Consider the following 21,208-nt stretch of genomic DNA (forward strand, 5'->3'; position numbering starts at 1 on the left):
GGGCGGCGGGCCTAACTATTCGAATATGTGATCGGCTGGCGGCAGGATTGAAACTGCAATTGGAAATGAAAACGGCGCTTCTTTGAAGCGCCGTTTTTTTCTTGCCTGTTCCTGCGGTGCGGCGCCATTGAGCAGCACCAGCAAGCTGCCCGGCATGGCACCGGGCGGGTTTCAGTACAGGACGAAATTAAAAGGTTTCCCATTCATCGTCGCTGCCGGCGGCATGCACCGAGCCGCGTGCTGCCGGCTTCTTGGCGCTGGCGACCGGCGGCAAAGCCTGAGCGGCTTTGACCGCAGGCGCGCGCGCAGCCAGCGGCTTGGCCGTTGCTACAGGTTTTGCCGCGGCGGTCCGGATCGGCGCTGCAGCAGCAATACCGGCGTGCGATACCGCTGCGTCGCCGATCTTGAAGATCGAGACTTCCTGCTTCAGATTCTGCGCCTGCATTTCCAGCGATTTGGCGGCGGCGCTGGCTTCTTCCACCAGCGCGGCGTTTTGCTGGGTCGCTTCATCCATCTGCGACACCGCACGCGAAACCTGATCGATGCCTGCGCTCTGCTCGCTCGAGGCCGATGAAATCTCACCCATGATGTCGGTCACGCGCTGCACGGCGCTGATGATGTCGCCCATGGTGGTGCCGGCCTGACCGGCCAGTTGCGAGCCGACCTGCACGCGATCCACCGAGTGCATGATCAAAGTCTTGATTTCCTTGGCGGCGCTGGAAGAGCGTTGCGCCAGCGCGCGCACTTCCGATGCCACCACGGCGAAGCCGCGGCCCTGCTCACCGGCGCGTGCTGCTTCCACCGCTGCGTTGAGCGCCAGGATGTTGGTCTGGAAGGCGATGCCGTCGATGATGCCGACGATCTCGGTGATCTTGGTCGAACTGTCGCGGATTTCATCCATGGTGGTGACCACCTTGCTGACCACCTCATTGCCGTCGGCCGCAATGGTCGAGGCGTTCACCGCCAGCGTCGAGGCCTGGCGGGCATTGTCGGCATTGTGTTTGACGGTGCTGGTCAGTTCTTCCATGCTGGATGCGGTTTCTTCCAGGGAGGCGGCTTGTTCTTCAGTGCGCGAAGACAGATCCAGATTGCCCGATGAGATTTCACGCGTGGCGGTGGCGATCGCTTCGCTGCCGGTACGCACGGCGCGTACGGTGTTGGTCAGATTGTTTTGCATGTTGGACAAGCCGGCCAGCAGCTGACCCATTTCATTTTTGGAGTGCACATGCACCGGCTGCGTCAGATCGCCCTGGGCGATGGCGTCGAAATGGGCGAGTGCGCGCGAGATCGGCTCGGCGATGGCCTTGCGCAGCGACAGCCAGCTGTACAGCGCCACCAGCAGGCCGATCACGATGGCGGCAATCGAGATGTTGCGCGAGCTTTCATACAGGAGGGTGGAGCTGTGCAGGCTCTTCTCAGCCTGCTCCGATTCGTATTTGTTGAGCGCCTTGCCGTCGCCCTGCATCGCGGTGTAGGCGGTGCCAAGCGCTCTGGCCGCATCGGCGATGGTCTGGCGGTCGCCGCCCTTGATGGCGGTGGCGAAATTGGTGATCGATTGCTGCACCTTGTCCACGCCTTCCGATACCTTGTTCACGAAGACCTTGGCTTCTTCGGTCTGCGGCAGCGCCTTGTAGGCGGCCCACGCATCCATGGCTTCCTTGCGGCTGTCGCCTTCGGTCTTGTACATGCGTTCGGCCCAGGCCGGGTCAGTGGTCAGCGCCGCCTGATCCAGCGAGGTGCGCTGGCGCGCGATCCAGATCAGCATGTTATCGGCGGCGATTGTCTTGGGCAGACGTTCTTCGATCAGCTCGCGATTGATCTTGACGGCGGCCGACATGCCGAGCAGACCGGCTGCGCCGATCGCAATGAGGAGGATGGACAGCACGGCGATCGCAATCGCCAGCTGTGCCTTGATGGATAAATTCTTGAGGGACATTTTTTGTTTGCTTTCAGTGGAGAGAGGGAATCAACCCGAACCGGCTAGCAAACAGCATCGTTGTGTGGACAAGCGCAGATGTTCAGAACCTCAGCCGGAAGAGGTCCTGCAAAAATATTGGCGAAGCGTCAAGTCCAGGTGTTGTTGAAAGTAGGCGCGGACACTATTTGCTTACTGGGTAACGGCATATGAAAAGAGATTCTTTAGGGAAACACCGAAATCATTTTGGATTTGGCCTTGCCCCTTATCTCCTGGTCAATTGTTTCGGAAGCGGAAATGGCAGAAGAGTGGCGTGGATGGCGTCACTTTTAACGCAGGATCCGACATCGGCACAGCGACCGCGAGCGCCCGGGCCCTGAGGTCTGGCAAGGCATACAGGCAGAGCGGAGCGAATCGCAATGTTTGCAGGCCGACCACACAAACAGCGCGCGGTATGTGTGCAGTTCGGCGGGCGCAAGGCCCCGGCGCTTGACGCAGATTTAATCTTGTAAAGACATGCGGCAATGCCTTGGGAGCAATATGTCGCAACTCAATCCGCCGCAGTCGCATTGGCCGATGCGCGGTACCTGGCCTTCAGCACGTCGGCGTATTGTTCGAGGATGGCCGCCAGCTCTCCTGTCTGGCGCATGCTTTCCAGCTGCGCGTTGAGGCGCGGCAGATATTTGAGACAGGGGCTCTTCTTGCTGATGGCGATGAAATTGTCGGTCTCGGTGACATACGGCGTCAGCGGCATGAAGCGGTCGGCCTGCTTGGACTGCAGCAGATACACCAGGCCGCTGTAATAGCCGGTGACCAGATAGTCGAGCGCGCCCGATTGCAGCTTGGCGAAATTGATGCTGATTTTTTGCGCAGACTCGACGTTCAGATCGCTCAAGAGATATTCATCGAAGCCGTTGCCGAACTGGTTGCCCATGGTGATGCCGCCTTTCCTGCCGGCCAGGCTTTTCCAGTTCTCGTAGACAAAGCTCTTGTCTCTGGCGACAAACACCGCAATCGGATTGGTGAAGACCGGCACCGTGCTGAAGCTCATGTATTGCTTGCGCTCGGGTGTGATCTTGAGGGTGGTGACCATATCGACTTCACCGCTGCGGACTTCCTGCAATACGCGCGAGAACGGGCCGACATAGCGCACCTGAAAAGGAATGCCGAGCGCGGTCAGCGCGCTGGTGGCGATATCGATGCTGGCGCCGGTGAGTTTCTTGCCGTCATACCAGTGCAGCGGTGCATAGTCGGAATCTGCTGAAATGACGAGCTTGTTGCATTCGCCTGAATGAGCCGGCAGCGATGCGGCCGCCAGCAGAAAGAATATCCATCGTTTCATCTCTCCTCCCGGAACCTAGGATTCTCGTTTTGGTGACCTCGCCTTAGCAAGGCCCGGATGCTTGTCATCGACATTTGATGATCGCATCTTCGAAGATTCTTGAGATTAGCTTACGACAAAGCTCAGGCGGCGACCAGCCCGATTCCACAAACGACTTTGATGAGCTGGTGCAGGTGTTGCAAATACGGGCGGCGCTGAGCACACATCTGATGTGTTCCACATCGGCATGTATTTCCGTCAGGCCATGAATCGCATTATTCACTCGTATTTTCTCGCTGTTTTTCTAGCCAAGCTCAGCTTTATGAGGGATTTCCTGATATGCAAACGCACACAGCTGACCAATACTCGGCTCGTATGCGAATACATTCCTGTTGTATGGCTGTCCCCTCGTAGCAATAAATAACGTACGGAACTTAACTACAACGTGACTTTTACTGACCGTAAAACCTAAGCTCGACTCGCATAGCTGCGCGTCCCTCAAAGGAGAATCTCATGAGCTTCTTTAAAAATCTGAAAATCGGAACGAAGCTCAGTCTGAGCTTCGGCAGCCTGGTTGTCCTGATGGCGGTGCTGGTGGCGATTTCGCTGTTCAGCCTCTCTTCACTGACCCGCGCCATGCGCGTCGGCGAGGCTGTGCAGAATGAAAAACTGGATCCGCTCTATGTCGCCCGTGAAGCGCTTGATCAGACCGGCCTGGCAGCGCGCAACGCCTACATCTTCAAGAACGATGCCGATGCCCAGAAGGAACTCAAAATCGTGGATGAGCAGAAGGCGATTTATCTGGACGTGCTGAAGAAACTTGAGCCGCGTTTTGCCGGTGACAAGGACTTCGATAAAGCCCGCAAGGGCTTGCTGCAGATGGCCGACGAACTCAAGCGCCCGCGCCACTATCGCGAAGCCGGCAAGATGGACGAATACAGAGATTTTCTGGTGAACGAATGCAGCCCGCTGCGGCGCCAGATCGTGATTGATATCAACACCCTGTTGAGCCAGGTTGCGGCCGAGGACACCAAGGCCATGCTCGATGCAGAACAAACTTCGCAGGAAGCCCGCGCTTTCCTTCTGACGCTGGCCGGCATCGTGGTGCTGATCTCCATCGCCGTGGCCGTCATCAACACGCGCAGCCTGCTCAAGCAGCTCGGTGGTGAGCCGGCCTATGCCGCCGACATCGCCCAGCAGATCGCCGAAGGCAATCTGTCGGCCGATGTGAAGACCGGCGCCGGCGATCAGTCCAGCCTGCTGTTTGCGATCAAGACCATGCGCGACAATCTGTCGTCTATCGTGCGTCAGGTGCGCCACGGCACCATTACCATCGAAACAGCATCATCTGAAATCGCCAAGGGCAACATGGATCTGTCCGGCCGCACCGCGCAGCAAGCCAGCGCGATTGCCGAGACTGCCAGCGCCATGGAGCAGCTGACGTCAACCGTCAAGCAGAACGCCGACAATGCCCTGCAAGCCAATCAACTGGCAGCCTCGGCCTCCGACGTTGCCTTGCAGGGCGGCAGCGTGGTCAATCAGGTGGTGGAGACCATGGGCGGCATCAATGATTCTTCGCGCAAGATCGTGGACATCATCGGCGTGATCGACGGCATCGCCTTCCAGACCAATATTCTGGCCCTGAACGCGGCAGTGGAAGCCGCGCGCGCCGGTGAACAGGGCCGCGGCTTCGCGGTGGTCGCTTCCGAAGTGCGCAGCCTGGCGCAGCGCTCGGCCGCCGCCGCCAAAGAAATCAAGATACTCATCAGCGACTCGGTCGCCAAGGTGGAAAGCGGCAGCCAGCTGGTCGGTCAGGCCGGCGCCACCATGTCCGACATCGTCAACAGCGTGAAGCGCGTGACGGATGTGGTGTCGGAAATCTCCGCCGCCAGTCAGGAGCAGAGCGACGGCATCGGCCAGGTCAGCCTTGCGATCGCGCAGATGGACGAGTCGACCCAGCAGAATTCCGCGCTGGTCGAACAGGCCGCCGCCGCCGCCAAATCGATGATGGACGAAGCCGAAATGCTGGCCCGCATCGTGGCCATCTTCAGACTGGAAGAAGAGCGCGGCAGTGTGGTGATCGATATCGCGCCCGAGCGTCACGCCGTCAGCTACGGCGGCGGCATGCGAAAGCTGGCCTGATTTGCAACACCGCAGCGTAATTTCAATGTTAAAACGGCCGCTCCATGAGCGGCCGTTTTTCATTGACGGAGGCGATCCGCCAGGCTCAGCGAAAGGCCGCCCAGGCGATGAACGCCGAGAACATGCCCAGCGCCACTGAACTCAGCTGCTGAATCTTGCGCGGGCTGATGAAGCTCAGACGCTTGTGGTTCAAGGCATGACCCAGACCTATCCAGCAAGCGCCGATCGGCACCAGCAGGCAGGCGAACGAGAGCATGGCCAACGCATAACTGTGCATGGCCTCGAAGGTATGTGCCGGAAAGATCACCAGCGCAAACAGCAAGCCCTTGGGATTGAGCAGCGTGGCCACGAACAGGACTCCGGGCGTGATGGTTTTCTGCTGCGGTGTCTGCAGCAGGCGGGCGTCGCGCCAGACCATGACGGCGGTGTAGGCGAGGTAGGCGCTGCTGGCGATTCTGACCAGCGTGGCGATCCACGGATAGTGCAACTGCACCGGCGCCAGCAAAATGCCCCACAGTGAAATCGAGATGAAGTAACCGGCCAGCTCAAACGCCAGCAAGGGCAGGGCGCGCCGCACGCCGAGTCCCAGTCCGGCCAGCGCCAGCAGCGTGTTGGTCGGCCCCGGCGTGAGCAGAATCAGCGCGACGCTGAGTAAAAAGACAAAGGATTGCAGGTCGAAGGACATGGCGATGGCTGAAAAATTTATTGTGGCAGGAGACTAACTCATGTCGGTGCGGCAGTGTTCGATTCACACACTCATTGCCATCCGAATCCCGACGGGGATACCGGCAGATGAAACAGTTTGCAGCGCAGCTCAATGATTCATTGCAATTCATGCAGCCGGATTGAGTGCTTGCGAGGCGTCTGCTTTTTTCAGGCCGCCCGGATTGGTTTCTCAGACCGTGCCAGTTGCCAATCTGGTACGGCATCTCAAAAAATCCGCGCTACTGTACCAGCCTGCGGCGCCGGATGGGGGCTATGCTTGGCAAAAAACGGCAGAGCTGCGGTGTGAGCAGAATCACACGCAGCCATGCGATCAGAGCACAGGAGACAGATTGAATATTTCACCGCAGAACCGGCCCTGCAAGCCCCCGGCCGGATAAAACCGCTGCTTTCAGGCGGGTTTGCCGCGCGATGCCGCAGCTTCTGTCCCGCTTTACCTCTCAGCGCGCCAGCCATCTTGCAAGCGGCTGCAACCGGCGACCAGCACGTCGGTTTTCCATACTCAAAATGATTTTCTTCAAGGACGCCTCATGAAACGTGTTTTGCTTCAGTTTGCAGTTTGTACCTGTGCCGTATGGCAGGTCGCCGCCCATGCGCAGATGTCGAACGATAAGGTGCGCATCGGTTTCATTTCGGACATGTCCGGCCCGTTTGCCGACAACGACGGTCCGGGCGGCCTGGAAGCTGTGCGCATGGCGATTGCGGATTTTGGCGGGTCGGTCAACGGCAAGCCGATCGAAGTGCTGTCGGCGGATCATCAGAACAAGGCCGATATCGCCTCGGCCAAGGTGCGCGAGTGGGCCGATGTGCAGCACGTGGACATGGTGGTCGGCGGCGCCAATTCGGCTGCCATGCTGGCGGTCAACAAGCTGGTGGAAAGCAAGAAGTTCGTGTTTCTGGTGGTGTCGGCCGGCGCCACCCAGTTTGCCAACGAGGAGTGCACGCCCTACACCGTGCAATACGCCTACAACACCACTGCAGTGGCGCGCGCACTGACCAGCGCCACGGTCAAGCAGGGCGGCAAGTCCTGGTACTTCCTGACCAGCGACTACACCTTCGGCCATTCGCTGGAAGGCGAGGCCTCCAAGGTCGTTCTGGAGAACGGCGGCAAGGTGCTGGGCCGGGTACGCCATCCCATCAATACCGAAGACTTTTCCTCCTTCCTGGTTCAGGCACAGTCGTCCAAGGCCAATGTGCTGGGTCTGGCTTCTTCCGGCAGCGACACCATCAATGCCATCAAGGGCGCGCGTGAGTTTGGTCTGACGCAATCGATGAAGATCGCCGGCCTGTTGCTGTTCATGAACAATGTCGAAAGTCTGGGGCTGAAGAATGCGCAGGGTCTGCTGCTCTCCGAGTCGTGGTACTGGGATCAGGACGACGCCTCGCGCGCCTTCGCCAAGCGCTATTTCGCCAAGATGAAGAAGATGCCCAACAGCCTGCAGGCGGCTGATTATTCGGCCACCATGAACTATCTCAAGGCGGTCAAGAGCGCCGGTAGCGACGAGCCGCAGAAAGTGATGAAGCAGATGCGCGCAGCGGGTGTCAATGACATGTATGCCAAAGGCGAAATCCGCGCCGACGGCCAGATGGTGCATGACTTCCATCTGTATGAAGTCAAGACGCCGGCAGAGTCGAAGGGCGCCTGGGATTACCTGAAGGTGGTGGCAACCATTCCGGGTGCGACGGCCTTTACTCCTTTGTCCGAATCGAAATGCGCGCTGGCCAGGAAGCCATGAGGCGCAGGGTGATGGTCAAGCAAGTTCAACGATATCCGGCCAGCCAAGCGAGAAATTCGGGATTGGAACCGTAGGCGACATTGACGCGCATGCCCGGCTCTTGCGTCGGCGACACCATGAAGGCATCAGGCGGTGCAACGAAGATGCCCAGGCGCGCCGCCTGCGCCGCGATGTCGGCGGCGCGCATGGCCTCGTTGAGTCTGATCCAGACATAGAAGCCGCCGCCCAGCGGACGCGGCACGCTGAAGCCGGCTTGTTCAAGTCCGGCCACCGTCTCCGAGGTCGCAAGCGCAATGCGTTCGCGCAGACGGCGCAGATATTTGAGATAGCGGGCGTCCTGAATCAGTGAATAGACCAGTCGCTCGTTCTGCGCCGAGGTGGAGATGATGGTGATCACCTTCATCTCGTTGAGTTCGGCGGCGATAGCCGGCGAGGCCGCGATATAGCCGACCCGGAAGCTGCCTGGCAGCGTCTTTGAAAACGATCCCACATAGATCACGCGCTTGAGCTGATCCAGCGCCGCCAGTCTGGGCGCCGTGGCCGGCAGAATGTCGGCGAAAGGATCGTCTTCGACCAGCAGCAGATTGTTGGCTTCGGCGATCTTCATCACGCCATAGGCGTTGCCGGCGGTGATCGAACCGCCGACCGGATTGTGGGCCAGCGATTGGGTGAAGAAGATGCGGGCGCCGCTGGCTTGCACTTTTTCTTCAAGATCGGCGAGATCGGGGCCGTCATGCCGCCTGCGCACGCCGATGATGTTGGCGCCGGCCACTGTCAGTTTCCAGAACAGCGGGTAATAGCCGGGTTCTTCCACCAGCACGGCATCGCCCGGACGCACATAGCAGCGAATGATGAGGTCCATGCCATGGTTGCCGCCGTAGGTCATCAGCACCTGATGGGGGTGGCACTGGATATCGCGTTCGGCCAGCACGCCGCACAGGTGTTCGCGCAGCGGGAGGAAACCCCATGCGCTGTTGTAGGAGTTGGATGCGGCGACGCGCGGCAGGGCGATCGAGCGCCGCAGTTCCGCCGGGTCCAGCCAGTCGGGCGGCAGGCGACCGTCGCCGGGACGGATCGGCAAGCGCTGCTCAAGCTGCTCGGTCAGAATTTCAGCGCCCCTGGCGGCCTCGACGATGAGCGGCAGGCTGGGCGATTTCATCTGTGCCGGCGTCCTGGAGACGTAGTAACCGGCGCCGGGGCGGGTGGTGACCACGCCCTGGGCGACCAGCCGCAGATAGGCTTCCGCCACGGTGTTTTTGGCCACGCCCTGCAAGGCGGATTCTTCGCGGATGGAGCGCAAACGATCGCCGGCCTGCAGCGTGCCGTTGCGCACGCGGCTCAGCACGCCGTCCATGATGAGTTCGATTTTCGAGCCGCTGCTGTTCGCCATGCTCATGCTGACTGTACCTGTTATGTGACTGGTTCGGAGTCCGGAAAATAGTCAGGGACTGTACCAGTTCCCCTCCGGTGCTGCCAGCTATGCTTGGTGCATCGATTTGACTTCGCGCCGTCATCCGTGAGGATCCGGGCAGCGGACAACGACAAGTGAAAAAAGGAGACCTTCAATGACCATGCAATACGCTGAACAAAATTCTCCCGTGCCGATTCCGCCTGCGGAAAGTGGCCTGGCCACACAGATCGCCACGCCCTGGTTCAAGGTATCGGATCAGACGCTGCAGCTGGAAGGTCTGTGTTTCGATCGCGACGGCAATCTGTATTTTCTCGAAGTGTTCGGCGGCAGCATATTCCGCCTCGATCCGCGCTCGATGAAGCTGTCCACGGTGTTCAGCCTCGCCGGCCGCAATCCGGCCAGCATCAAGATCCACAAGAACGGACAGCTCTACATTTCCTGTCTCGGCGACTTCACGCGCGGCGGCCTGCTCATCTGTAATCCGGACGGCTCGCAGCAACGCACCATCCTGCAAGATTATGTGGTGGACGACATCGTGTTCGCCGCCGACGGCGGTTTCTATTTCACGCATTTCGTCGGCACTTCATGCGAACCGACCGGCGGCGTGTACCACGTCTCAGCTGATGAAGTCGTCACGCCGATCATGGAAAAGATGGCCGGACCCAATGGCGTGGCTCTGTCGGTCGACGAGCGCACGCTGTGGGTGACCGAGACCAGCGCCAATCGTCTGCACCGCATCGATCTGACGGCTGACGGTAAATCGATTGCGCCTTACGGCACCAGCGTCCCGTATCACTTCACCGGTTATCACGGCCCCGATTCCTGCAGCATCGATTGCGATGACAATCTGTATGTCGCCATGTATTACCAGGGCCGCGTGATGGCATTCAATCGTCTCGGTTTTCCCATCGGCCAGTTTCTCCTGCCAGGCCGTGAACTGGGACATCATCTGCTCACCACGCATCCGATGCTGGTGCCCGAGACCAATCAGCTGCTGATCTGCACCAACGATCCCGTCGGCAAGAACGGCTCGTGGATTTTCAGCGCCGAGGGCTTCGCCAGGGCGCACCAGCCTTATCAATTCAAGTGAATCACATCATGAAAAAACTCAGTGGAAAGACTGCGCTCATCACCGGCGCAGCGCGCGGCATCGGCCGCGGTATCGCGCGGCGCTTTGCGGCCGAAGGCGCCAACGTGGTCATCGTCGATCTGGATCGGGCGGGCGCACAATCGGCCGCCGAGGAAGTCGCCGCCGAATTTGAAGTGCAGGCGCTGGCCTTGCGCGCCGACGTCGGATCGGCTGCCGACAACGCCGACATGATCGCGCAGGCGGTCGCACGATTCGGTGAACTCGACATTCTGGTCTGCAATGCCGGCATCGTGCGGCCGGGCAAGCCGCTGGAAGACATCACGCCGGAACAATGGCAACAGGTGATCGACGTCAATCTGCTGGGCTATGTCTACGCTACCGCTTCATTCATTCCGCACGCCAAGCGAAGAAAAAGCGGCAAGATCATCTACATGGCGTCGGTGGCGGGGCAGGTGGGCGGGGTGGCCGCCGAGGTCACCTATTCGGTCACCAAGGCCGGGGTGCTGTGCCTGACCAAGGCCACCGCCAAGCAACTCGGCGCCTGGAACATCAACGTCAATGCCATTGCACCGGGCACCATAGAAACGGCAATGACCGACGTGTTGAATTATTCGCCGGAAGTCAAAAAAGGTATTCCGCTGGGTCGCTACGGCGAAGTGGACGACATCAGTGCCGCCGCCTTGTTTCTCGCCAGCGAGGACAGCAAATACGCCACCGGCGCCACTCTGGATGTGAATGGCGGCCTGTTCATGCGCTGAGGCGCGCGGGCCGGCCGATGTGCTGATTTTTTACGTGAATGGAATGCAAAATGGATATGTACCAAAAGCGCGTGCGTCTGAGAGAACTGCTCAACAACAAGAATGAATGTACGCCGGTGATGGGCGCCTACGATGTGCTGAGTGCACGCATCATCGAGCAGACCGGCTTCCCTGTGCTGTACACCGGCAGCTTCGTGACCGGCGCCACCAAGGGTCTGCCGGACGTCGGCCTGGTGCAGATGCAGGACTTGCTGCCGCTGGCGCGCGACATCGCCAAGGAAACCGATCTCCCCATCATCTGCGATGCCGACACCGGCTGGTACCACTCCGCCAATATCTGGCGCACCGTGCATGAATTCGAAGCGGCCGGGACCTCGGGCATTCACATCGAAGACACGGTGTTCGGAAAACACACCGAGTTTCCGCCGGTGCTGCTGGAGAAGGAGGCCATGTGTCAGCGCATCCGGGCTTGCGTTGATGCGCGCAAGGATCCCAATTTTCTGATCATCGCCCGTTCCGATGCCATCTATCTGAAGGACGACCCGGAAGATGCCATCGATCGCATCAACGCCTATCTCGACGCCGGCGCCGATGCCGGCTTCCTGGTGTTCAAGGGCGCAATTGCATCGCTGGCCGAGTACCGCGCGCGCATCAAGGGGCCGGTGATCGTGACCAGCGTTGATTTTCAGGACTCCATCGATGCCGAAACCGCCGCCGGCGCCAACATGTCCATCTATTGGCCGCTGACGATCTTCGCCGCCTTCAAGGCCGTGCGTCAAGTCTGCGAATCCTTCTACAAAGGGCGCGATGCCAGCAAGCTGCAGGAGTATTGCTTCGACGAAGGCATGATCAACCAGACCATCAGTTACGACCGTTTCAACAAAAACATCGACAAGTACGGCGCGGTGTAAGCGCGAGCCGACGGACAGGCTGCGCCGCCTCTCCGTCGATCAGACGGCTTCGTCTCGCAGGCCTCACCACCGATAGCGTGCGCTCAGTATCGCCGTGCGTTCCGGCGCCCAGAAGCAGGTCAGGGTCGGTTCCGCCAGGCAGGACGTGTATTGCTTGTTGGTGATGTTGCTGACGTTCAGGGCATAGCGCCAGTGGCCGCTGCTGAAGTGCAGCACGGCGTCGAACACGGTGCTGGCCGCGTTCTCCACGGTGTTGGTGGTATTGGCATAGTTGCGGCCGGTGTAGCGCGCGCCGCCGCCGATGCCGACACCGGTCAGTGCGCCCTGCTGCACGGTGTAATCGAGCCAGATCGACGCCGCCTGCCTGGGCACCAGTATCGGCGCCTTGCCTTGCACGTTGGCGGTATTGTTTTTGGTGTTCTCCACCTTGGTATAGGTATAGGCCGCGGCGATGTTCAGCCCGCGCACAATCTCCCCCTTGGCTTCCAGTTCGATACCGCGCGACTGCACTTCGCCGGCGGTGATCGAGAAGTTGGTATGCAGCGGGTCCGAGGTCAGGACATTGGTCTTGGTCAGGTCGTATATCGCGGCGGTGAAGATGCTTTTCTGGTCGGCCGGCTGATATTTGACGCCCAGCTCATACTGCTTCGCCTTGGACGGCTCGAAGGGCGTGCCGTTGAAATCCGAACCGGCCTGCGGCAGGAAGGAATTGCTGTAGCTGACGTACGGCGCCAGTTCCTGCGTGATCATGTAAGTCAGGCCGATGCGCCCGCTCAAGGCCGAGTCGTCGGCCACTACCCGGGTATTGGTGAGGTAGTTGCGCGTGGTGTCCTTGGCGCGGTCGTAGCGGCCGCTGAGCGTGAGGATCAGGCGATTGTTGTACTTGATCTGATCCTGCGCATACAGCCCGGTCTGGGTCAGCGTTTCATCCAGATTGCCGAATGACACGGTGGGCGCGGCGATGCCGCCATAGACCGGATTGCTGATGTTGAGGCTGGGTGCTGCGCCGCGGAAGCGCAGTTCGCGGTCGCTCATGCGCAGCCAGTCCAGCCCGAGCAGTACGGTGTGCTCGGCCGGACCCCAGCGGAATCGGGCCTGGGCCTGATTGTCCAGCAAGGTATTGTCGACCTGGCTGTAGTAGACGGTGGCATTGCGGGTGAGGGTGTTGCCGGACTGGCTGACCGGATTGACCGCCGCGTAGGTCGACTTCAGATTGGCCTGGCGGAAGTTCTGGCGCAGCGTCCAGGTGTCGCTGAGCTTGTGCTCGAACAGGTAGCCGACCGACCACTGCTCGTTATTCTGTTTGTCGAAATCCGGGTCGCCGATCATCGTGTGCGTCAGGCTGCCGTCGGGCCGCACCGCCGTCCAGCGGCCGCTGCCGCTGCGATCGTTGGTGTAATCGGCCAGCAGCGTCAGCGAGGTATCGGCCGCAGGGCGCCAGCTCAGCGATGGCGCCAGATAGACGCGGTCGTTGTTGCCGTTGCGGCCGTTGCCGTAGTCGAACTGGGTGTCGCTGTCGAGCAGCAGACCGACGAAGCGTCCCTGCAGCTTGCCGTCTTCGTCGAATTTGCCGCTCACATCGGCCGCCACCTGACGCCGGTTGAAGGACCCGACGTCCACCATCAGTTCGTTCTCCGAACCGGCGCCGGCGATCTTGCTGACGCGATTGATGGTGCCGCCGGGGTCGCCCTGGCCGAACATCACCGAGCCGGTGCCGCGCAGCACTTCAATGCGTTCCAGGCCGTAGGGTTCGGAGCGGAACATGCCGAAGCCGCCCGGCACCTGGCGCAATCCGTTCAAAAAGTTGCTGGTGGTCTGGGCGTTGATGAAGCCGCGCAGATTGAAGTATTCATAGCCGCGCGGATCGACGCCGTGGGTTTCGCTATTGGCGCCCGGCATGTAGCGCAGCACTTCCAGTACGCTGGTGGCGGCGCGCGCATCCATCTCGTCGCGCGTCACGATGGACAGCGATTGCGGGATTTCAAGCAGCGGTGTGTCGGTCTTGGTGGCGCTGGCGCTGCGTTTGCCGACGTAGCCCTTGAGCGCGCTGAATGGGGTTTCCTGGTCGCCGCTGCCCGCGACCGTGATGCTCGGCAAGCTGCCGCCGGCGTCGGCCGCGACGCCGGTAGCCGGCGCCTGCAGGCTGTAACTGCCGTTGCCGGCGCGTTCCGCGCGCAGGCCGCTGTCCGCCAGCAAGATGCCGAAGCCCTGCGCGATCGAATAGCTGCCCTGCAGCGCTGCCGCTTGCCGGCCCTGCGCCAGCGCCGGCGCAAACGACAAGGTGATGCCGGCCTGGCGCGAGAAGCGGTTCAGCGCATCTTCCAGCGGGCCTGCCGGAACATCGAACTGCTTGCGATCCGGCGCCGGATTCTGGCTCTGGGCCAGCGCGGCGTTCGGTGCCATCGCAGTGGCGGCGATGCTGAGCACGGCGCCGCGCACCAGCAGCGCCAGCGAGGTTTTCAGCAGCAACGGGGACGCACGGCGATGGCCGCGCGGACGGGAATGGGAGGGATGCATGGCAACGTTCCTTCAATCATCAGATGTCGTTACCTGTATGCCGAAGCAGTTGCATGAAACCCGTAAAGCCGTGGCATATTTTTTTGCGATTTGTTTTAGGCGCCGCTTTGGGCCGCCATTTTTGATCAGGCCGGCGACAGACTGACCCAGTAACGCGTGCGGCGCGCGATTTTCACGGGCAGCGAACGCGTCAGCGACTCCAGCGCCTGATCGGTGTCGTCGATCTGGAATACGCCCGACACCAGCAGCCCGGCCACCGCAGGATCGCAGCGCAGCCAGCCGCGCCGGTAGCGCCCCAGCTCCTGCACGAATTGGCCCAGCGGCATCTGTTTTACCACCAGCGCATTGTCGATCCAGCCGGTCGGGTCAAGGCTGAGCGCGCCGGTCTCCTGGCGTGTGACCGCCCCGCCGGAATCGATGAGGAAGCTGTCGCCGGGTTTGGCCACCGCCTGCAGTTGGCCGGCGACATTGATCGCCACGCGGCCCTCGACCACCGTCAGATGCGTGGCCCCGGGCTCCTGGCGCACCACGAATTGCGTGCCCAGCGCCTGCAGACTGGCATGTGCGGTCTGGGTCCAGAATGGCCGGTAGTGCGCAGCGCCGGCATCCTTGCCGGTGTCGATGAAGATTTCACCGTGCTTCAAGACCAGCAGACGGCGTTGCTCGTCGTAGCGCACGTTAAAGGCCGAGTCGGAATTGAGCCGGACGCGGGTGCCATCGGCCAGCGCAACTGCGCGCTGCTCGCCGGTGCCGGTGGCGTAGTCGGCGCTGAGCCTAGCCAACTCACCCAGCTCGTCCAGCACCCCGGTGTATTGCGCGAGAACGGCGCCGAGCGCCACGCCGGAGGCGCCCAGGGTCAGCATGCGCAAAGCCTTGCGCCGGCTCAGTTGCTGCTTGCTGCCGTTGCGCACCGCGTCCAGCGCATCGGCAATCTGGGCCGATGACAAGGGCAATGGCGCCAGTTGCTCGAATCCTTGCTCGCCGGCCTGCAGTTCCTGCCAGGCCAGCTCATGCAGCGGGTCGGCCGCGCGCCAGCTGGCGATGTGCGCCTGCAGCGCCACCGTGCCGACCGCATCCGGCTTGTCGGCACGCAGTCTGACCAGCCAGGCGATGGCCTGATCCAGCACGGGCTCCGGGATTTCGGGCAAGCCGGTGGTCGGCATTTGCAGCTGCGCCTTCATCGGGATTGCAGCAGGGCGCGGCGCATCGTGTAGCAATGCCGGATCGCGGCGGCCATGTATTTTTCCACGCTGCTCAGCGATACCGCCATGTGCGCCGCAATCTCGGCGTAGCTCATGTCTTCCAGCCGCGAGAGCAGAAAGGCCTGGCGCGCCCTGGCGCCGAGGCCGTCGAGCATGGCGTCGATGGCCACCAGCGCTTCGGTCAGCATCATCCGGTCTTCCGGCGACATCATCTCCGGCGCGGGCAACTGGGCGATGGCCTCCATGCAGGCGCGTTCCACTTCCAGACGCCGCACCCTGTCCACCACCAGGCCGTGCGCAATCGAACTCAGCCAGGCGCGCGGTTCACGCAAGGTCGCCAGTTCGCGCGGCTTGCCCAGCACGCGGATGAAGGTGTCGTGCGCCAGATCCGCCGCATCGAAGGAATTGCCCAGCTTGTGGCGCAACCAGGCATGCAGCCAGCCGTGATGTTCGGTGTAGAGCGATTGCAGACCCGCCTGATGGCAGGCTTGCAGCCGCGCCGGCCCGGTCGCCGGCAAGCCTGCTGTGTCTGGACTAAGTGCGCTGAGTTGAACGGACAATTTGGCCCCCGCCATCCAATTTAATAAGAATTATTCTCATTTTAATGATGGACAACGGAAATTTGCAATCTTCATTTGCTTGACGCGCATGCAGCCGCCGGCGCGGCGGCTGTGCTCTTGCATCAATCGGCGCCGCCATATCGGCGGATTTGCCTGACGTAGGGCAGCTGCGGTCGCTAATGCTCCGCGTCATAAGCAAGGTCAAAAGAAACAGTCCCGCCAATACCGCCCGCCTCATTACCCATATGCCTGCCGCAAGTCCTACGAAATGTAACGCCGTCGTCCTATGGCTCGTATTTTGGTGCGTCGGTACATTTTGCCTGTCCATGCAATCCGGACATGACAAGAAAATCAGAGGCATTTCATTCGCAGGCCCGCGCCACGGGCGGCTTATTACGACCGTAAGGCCGATCAGAAAACAGAAGGAATAGAAATGATCAATCACACCGTGTACGACAACAACGCCGTGGAAGCGGAGGCCATCGCATCAGGCTCCTCCGGCGTTTCCTGGGGGGCAATTCTGGCTGGAGCATTTGCAGCCGCCGCCCTTTCATTCATCCTCGTCATTCTTGGCTTCGGTCTCGGATTCTCGGCGGTCTCGCCGTGGTCCGGCGAAGGCGTGACGGCGCAAACCATAGGTTATTCGACGGTTGCGTGGCTCACCTTTACCCAGATTGCCGCCTCCGCCATCGGCGGTTACATGGCAGGCCGCCTGCGTGTGAAATGGGCCGGCGTGCATACCCATGAAGTCTATTTCCGCGACACGGCGCACGGTTTTCTGGCCTGGGCGGTAGCCTCGCTGGCGACCGCAGCCTTGCTCAGCAGCGCAGTGGGCAGCGTCATCTCTGGTGGTGCGCGCGTTGCCGGCGCTGCCGGTAGTGCCATCGTCGCGACCACAGCCGCCGGCGCAACTGCCGCCGGTGCCGGTGCGAGCGCCAATCCGAATGCAGCTGCCGGCGTGGCCGACACTGTCTCCGGCTACTTCGTCGACATGCTGTTCCGGGCACCTGCCACCGGTTCGACCGGACAGGTCGCCGCCCCGGTTGCTGCCGGCAGCGATCCGGCGCCCGCAGCCGCAGCGCCGTCCGCTCCCTTGGCCGATGGCCGCGACAATGCTGTGCCGCCTGCGCAACGGGTCGAAGTGACACGCATCTTCGGCAACGCCCTGAGTACAGGTGCACTGCCGGATAGCGACAAAGCCTATATCGCCCAGGTGCTGTCCAAGCGCACCGGCATGAGCCAGGCCGACGCTGAAAAGCGTGTCAGCGATACCTTCGCCTCGTACAAGAAGGCCATCGACGACGCCACCACCAAGGCCAAGGAAGCTGCAGACAAGGCACGCAAGGCTGCCGCCTACGCCGCCGCCTGGATCTTCGTTGCCTTGCTGTGCGGCGCTTTCATCGCCAGCTTCTCCGCGACTTACGGCGGCCGCCAGCGTGATGGCGTCGTCTACACCTCGCGCCATCCCGTTCATGCAGAACCTGCATCCACTACCATTTCCTGAGAGGAGTCCACTATGCCTGCCATCTTGCTCTGGTTGCTTGGGGTGCCTATCCCCCTGATCATCTTGCTGATCCTGATCTTCCATTGAAATAAAAGCCGCGTCCCGGTGACGCGGCTTTTTTTATTCCCGCCCGGTTTCTGCTTTTACATGATTGACCGACGCCGCTGACGGCGGGCGCCCACGGGCGTATGAGTGCTGCGCCGATAGCTGTTGCTGCATTGATTGATCATGATGACTGCAACGCCATCGTGTTCACGATCAGACATGCAGGCGCTCTTCCTTGATCGAGCTTCAGGAGATTGAAAATGCAAAACCAGCCAAACCAGACGCAAGCAGGTCGTGAACCGTCGCAGGAACAGATGGGTGCCGGACAGCAGAGCCAGCGCCAGGGAAATGCTCAGCAAGAGCAGCGTTCAGGGAATTCGGGCCAGCAGCAGGGCGGAGCGGATCTATCGTCCGACCGCCAGCAGAACGTTGACAATTTCGATGCGGCCGCCGACGCGCTCCAGACCGATACGGCTGACCGCGAGCCCAGTCTGGCGCAGGATGAAAAGCGCAATCAGCCGCTTGCGCTCGATGAAGAAAACATCGGTCTTGCCCATGTCCCGGGTATAGACGATGAGGCGATCGGCAAAGAGCTGAATCTGGCCGGCGACGATCACGATGACGAGGACGACAATGGCGATCCCATCAATCCCACCCTTTCAGAAAACATCTGAATAGCTTTAACAGGATGTCTCCGACCTGGCCGCAGGCAGATCCGCGTGGATCTGCTCATGCGGCTTTTTTTCGTGCTGAGGTTCGCTACCGGCGCGCATTTCAGTTGAAACAAATACAAGCCGTTCTGCAATCATTCCGCAAGCGCCTGGGATCAGGATGATGTCCATACCGCGCTGAACACCAGAGCCAAGCCTTTCGCTCAGCTGGTATATCAGTCGTTATATCTGTTCATCCGATCAACTTGCTTTTCAACGGAGCACACCATGATCCCCGCCGTCTTCTTCACCACCGAAGCTCTCTCCCAGCTGCTGAATTTCATCTAGCCAGCAAGGGCGAAGCACATGGTCAAAACGGCCTTCCTTGCGAAGGCCTTTTGATTTGTCATGCGCACCCGTCACATAGGCGGGCAGGGCCGTAATGAGCGATAATTTTCAAGGAAACCTGAATCGGGAAGGCAGACCTTGCAAACTTGTTCGGCGCCGGATAAACAATTCAACAAACAAGCTCACCATGCCTGACGCTCACCTGCCTCTCATCGACTGGCCGCGCACCCTGTTCTCGGCCTTAGTCGTCGGCATCCTTTACTACATGCTGGCCAGCCCCGCCGCCAGCATCGAACAAAGCACCACGCTGGCGCCGATCGCCTGGCCGGCGCCGACCTTCGTGATCGCGCTGCTGTGGCGCAAGCCCTGGCGTGAATGCGCACCGTATCTGCTGGCGGTGTTCATCGCGATGATGTTCGTCGGCGACCTCGATTGGCTGCCGGTGCAGACCGATGCCGGCTTTGCCTTGCTCAACGTGATCGAGATCGCAGCGTGTGTGCTGATCGGGCGACGCTGGGTGGCGCGCGACGGTCAGATCGACACCTTGCGCAAGCTGACGCGTTTTCTCTTGCTGCTGCCGCTGGCGGTGACCGCGCTGGTCGCGGCCGCCGGCGCCACGCTCGCCTCGTCGGCCCTGCAGGGGGACTGGCTCAGTGAGTGGCGCATCCTGCTGGTCGGCAATGGCCTGGCGATTCTGGTGCTGGTGCCGGCGCTGCTGGCCTGGTCGCAGCCGCCGCGTCAGCTGGATGCAATCGGCGGGCCAGCACGCACCGGCGCACGGGTCTCGCTGGCCGGCGTAGCGGTGGTGGTGTGTTCCCTGCTGGCGTGCATCGTCTTTGATTGGTCCGAAGCCAGCTTGCGCGTGCTGCTGTCGCTGGCGCTGGTCGGCACGGCGCTTTACGGCGGCATGCGCAGTGCGGCCTTGACCATGAGCGTGTCGGCCGTGCTGGCGGTGTTGATGACGCTGTACGAACTCGGCCCCTATCGGCAGGACGGGCTGGACAGCACCTGGCGGTTGCAAGTCGATCTGGCCGGTCTGGCCGTGCTCGGCTTTTTCGTCGCGGTGGCCGTGCGTGAGCGCCAGGCGCTGTCGGCGCGCATGGAGCAGATGCGGCGTTTCGAATCGCTGGGCTTGATGGCCGGCGGCATCGCACATGATTTCAACAATGTGCTGGGCGCCGCCGGCGGCTATGCCGAGCTGGCGCAGGATCGCATTGACCCCGCTTCGCCGGCCGCCGCGCCGCTGCAGCAAGTGATGTCGGCGGTGGCGCGCGGCCGCGAACTGACCGAGCAGATTCTGCTGGCCGCGCGGCGCGGCGACCGTCAGCGCAGCATGTTCGACCTGCGCGATGCGGTGGACGAGGCGGTGCGGCTGGCGCGGCCGCTGTGCGCTCCCGGCATCGTCATCGATTTCGTCCCGCCGCCGCAAGCGCTGGTGCTGCAAGCCAATCCCGGCCAGCTCATGCGGGTGGCGCTCAATCTGGTGCGCAACGCCAGCCAGGCCGCGCGTTCGCGCGTGCTTGTCAGCCTGCATGCCGGCAGCGCACCTGGCGACGCCTTGCTGGTCGGCGAGCTGCCATCGGAACAGGCATTGTGGCTGGATGTGGCCGACGACGGCGGCGGCATCGCGCCGGAACACATGTCGCGCCTCTTCGATCCCTTCTTTTCCACGCGCAGCGGCCCCGGCGGCAAGGGCACCGGGCTGGGTCTGGCCATCGTCGCCGGCATCGCCACCGAGCATGACGGCGGCGTGGCGGTCAGCAGCAGCGAGGCCGGGACCTTGTTCCGCCTGTTGCTGCCGGCGGCGCCCGCCGGCAGTGTCGCGCCGGTAGTAGCAACGACAGACATCGCCGAACCGGCTCAGGAGCCGGCCCCAGGCTTCGCGCCCGAACCGCCGGCGCCGCAAGAACAGCCGGGGCAGGGCGAATGCGTATTCGTGGTCGACGACGACCGCGCCCAGCGCGAATTGTGTGAAGAATGGCTGAGCGCCATGGGCTTCGAACCCATAGGCTTTGCCGATCCGCAAGAAGCCTTGCAAGAGTTCGCGCTGGAGCCGCTGGCGGTGGATTTGCTGATCAGCGATCTGGACATGCCGCAAATGCAGGGCGATGCCTTGCTGGCGCAGGTGCGCGCCCTGCGGCCGGGCATGCCGGCGCTGCTGTGTTCGGCGCGTCCGCAACTGATGCAACTGGCGGCCACGCTGCAGGTGCCGGCGCTGGCCAAGCCCTTCGACCGGGCAGCGCTGCGGCGCGCTATCATAGCGACGCTGGCGGCAGGCGAAAGCCGCAGCGCGCAAGCGCCGCAGCCACGCTAGAAACAGGGGAAGCAACAAGGGAAGCAATACTGGAAGCGCATTACAGAACAGCACAACGGAA

At 61.5% G+C, this 21,208-nt stretch carries 15 protein-coding genes; 8 read left to right on the forward strand and 7 right to left on the reverse strand.

Features of this window, described 5'->3' with window-relative positions; all coding sequences use genetic code 11:
- Positions 1 to 187: 187 nt before the first annotated feature.
- Positions 188 to 1,936: a methyl-accepting chemotaxis protein gene (locus tag PQR62_RS20925; RefSeq protein WP_408159971.1), complete on the reverse strand. Its 1,749-nt coding sequence runs from the start codon at positions 1,934 to 1,936 to the stop codon at positions 188 to 190.
- Between the two features lie 529 nt (positions 1,937 to 2,465).
- Complete coding sequence (locus PQR62_RS20930) at positions 2,466 to 3,257, reverse strand: substrate-binding periplasmic protein (RefSeq protein WP_408159972.1); 792 nt, start codon at positions 3,255 to 3,257, stop codon at positions 2,466 to 2,468.
- A 492-nt stretch (positions 3,258 to 3,749) separates the two neighbouring features.
- On the opposite strand from PQR62_RS20930, the gene PQR62_RS20935 reads away from it, so the two are divergent.
- Positions 3,750 to 5,378 (forward strand): methyl-accepting chemotaxis protein, encoded by a 1,629-nt coding sequence (locus PQR62_RS20935; protein WP_408159973.1) that lies wholly within the window; start codon positions 3,750 to 3,752, stop codon positions 5,376 to 5,378.
- A gap of 85 nt (positions 5,379 to 5,463) precedes the next feature.
- Here PQR62_RS20935 and PQR62_RS20940 read toward each other — a convergent pair whose 3' ends face one another.
- Entirely contained in the window at positions 5,464 to 6,063 is a 600-nt protein-coding gene (locus tag PQR62_RS20940) for a LysE family translocator (protein ID WP_408159974.1), read from the reverse strand.
- 568 nt (positions 6,064 to 6,631) lie between these two features.
- Between PQR62_RS20940 and PQR62_RS20945 the strand changes: the two genes are divergently transcribed.
- Positions 6,632 to 7,837 carry an ABC transporter substrate-binding protein gene (locus tag PQR62_RS20945; RefSeq protein WP_408159975.1) on the forward strand — a complete coding sequence of 402 codons (1,206 nt, stop codon included), beginning with the start codon at positions 6,632 to 6,634 and terminating at the stop codon, positions 7,835 to 7,837.
- A gap of 25 nt (positions 7,838 to 7,862) precedes the next feature.
- Here PQR62_RS20945 and PQR62_RS20950 read toward each other — a convergent pair whose 3' ends face one another.
- The gene (locus PQR62_RS20950) at positions 7,863 to 9,233 is read right to left on the reverse strand and encodes an aminotransferase-like domain-containing protein (protein WP_408159976.1); all 1,371 of its coding nucleotides are present in this window, start codon (positions 9,231 to 9,233) and stop codon (positions 7,863 to 7,865) included.
- A 169-nt stretch (positions 9,234 to 9,402) separates the two neighbouring features.
- Between PQR62_RS20950 and PQR62_RS20955 the strand changes: the two genes are divergently transcribed.
- From PQR62_RS20955 to PQR62_RS20965, 3 genes are read left to right on the forward strand one after another with little or no spacing between them, the layout of a single operon-like run.
- A complete protein-coding gene (locus PQR62_RS20955; RefSeq protein WP_408159977.1) occupies positions 9,403 to 10,338 on the forward strand; it encodes an SMP-30/gluconolactonase/LRE family protein in 936 nt (311 codons plus the stop codon).
- A gap of 8 nt (positions 10,339 to 10,346) precedes the next feature.
- Positions 10,347 to 11,096 (forward strand): SDR family NAD(P)-dependent oxidoreductase, encoded by a 750-nt coding sequence (locus PQR62_RS20960; RefSeq protein ID WP_408159978.1) that lies wholly within the window; start codon positions 10,347 to 10,349, stop codon positions 11,094 to 11,096.
- A gap of 50 nt (positions 11,097 to 11,146) precedes the next feature.
- The gene (locus PQR62_RS20965) at positions 11,147 to 12,007 is read left to right on the forward strand and encodes an isocitrate lyase/PEP mutase family protein (RefSeq protein WP_408159979.1); all 861 of its coding nucleotides are present in this window, start codon (positions 11,147 to 11,149) and stop codon (positions 12,005 to 12,007) included.
- Positions 12,008 to 12,070: 63 nt separating this feature from the next.
- Here the strand turns inward: PQR62_RS20965 and PQR62_RS20970 are convergent, their stop codons facing one another.
- The 3 genes from PQR62_RS20970 to PQR62_RS20980 form a co-directional block, all read right to left on the reverse strand.
- Entirely contained in the window at positions 12,071 to 14,524 is a 2,454-nt protein-coding gene (locus PQR62_RS20970) for a TonB-dependent siderophore receptor (RefSeq protein ID WP_408159980.1), read from the reverse strand.
- A gap of 125 nt (positions 14,525 to 14,649) precedes the next feature.
- Positions 14,650 to 15,705, reverse strand: a complete 1,056-nt coding sequence (locus PQR62_RS20975) for a FecR family protein (RefSeq protein ID WP_408159981.1) — start codon at positions 15,703 to 15,705, stop codon at positions 14,650 to 14,652.
- A complete protein-coding gene (locus PQR62_RS20980; protein WP_408160122.1) occupies positions 15,702 to 16,220 on the reverse strand; it encodes a sigma-70 family RNA polymerase sigma factor in 519 nt (172 codons plus the stop codon). Before PQR62_RS20980 ends, PQR62_RS20975 begins: the two co-directional genes overlap by 4 nt.
- Before the next feature lie 499 nt (positions 16,221 to 16,719).
- Between PQR62_RS20980 and PQR62_RS20985 the strand changes: the two genes are divergently transcribed.
- From PQR62_RS20985 to PQR62_RS20995, 3 genes are all read left to right on the forward strand, one after another.
- Entirely contained in the window at positions 16,720 to 17,790 is a 1,071-nt protein-coding gene (locus PQR62_RS20985) for a hypothetical protein (RefSeq protein ID WP_408159982.1), read from the forward strand.
- Between the two features lie 305 nt (positions 17,791 to 18,095).
- Positions 18,096 to 18,509, forward strand: coding sequence for a hypothetical protein (locus tag PQR62_RS20990; protein WP_408159983.1), 414 nt, complete (start codon positions 18,096 to 18,098; stop codon positions 18,507 to 18,509).
- Between the two features lie 511 nt (positions 18,510 to 19,020).
- Positions 19,021 to 21,147: an ATP-binding protein gene (locus PQR62_RS20995; RefSeq protein ID WP_408159984.1), complete on the forward strand. Its 2,127-nt coding sequence runs from the start codon at positions 19,021 to 19,023 to the stop codon at positions 21,145 to 21,147.
- Positions 21,148 to 21,208 lie beyond the last annotated feature (61 nt).

The sequence above is a fragment of the Herbaspirillum lusitanum genome, from assembly GCF_046025995.1.
Classification (GTDB): domain Bacteria; phylum Pseudomonadota; class Gammaproteobacteria; order Burkholderiales; family Burkholderiaceae_D; genus Herbaspirillum; species Herbaspirillum lusitanum_A.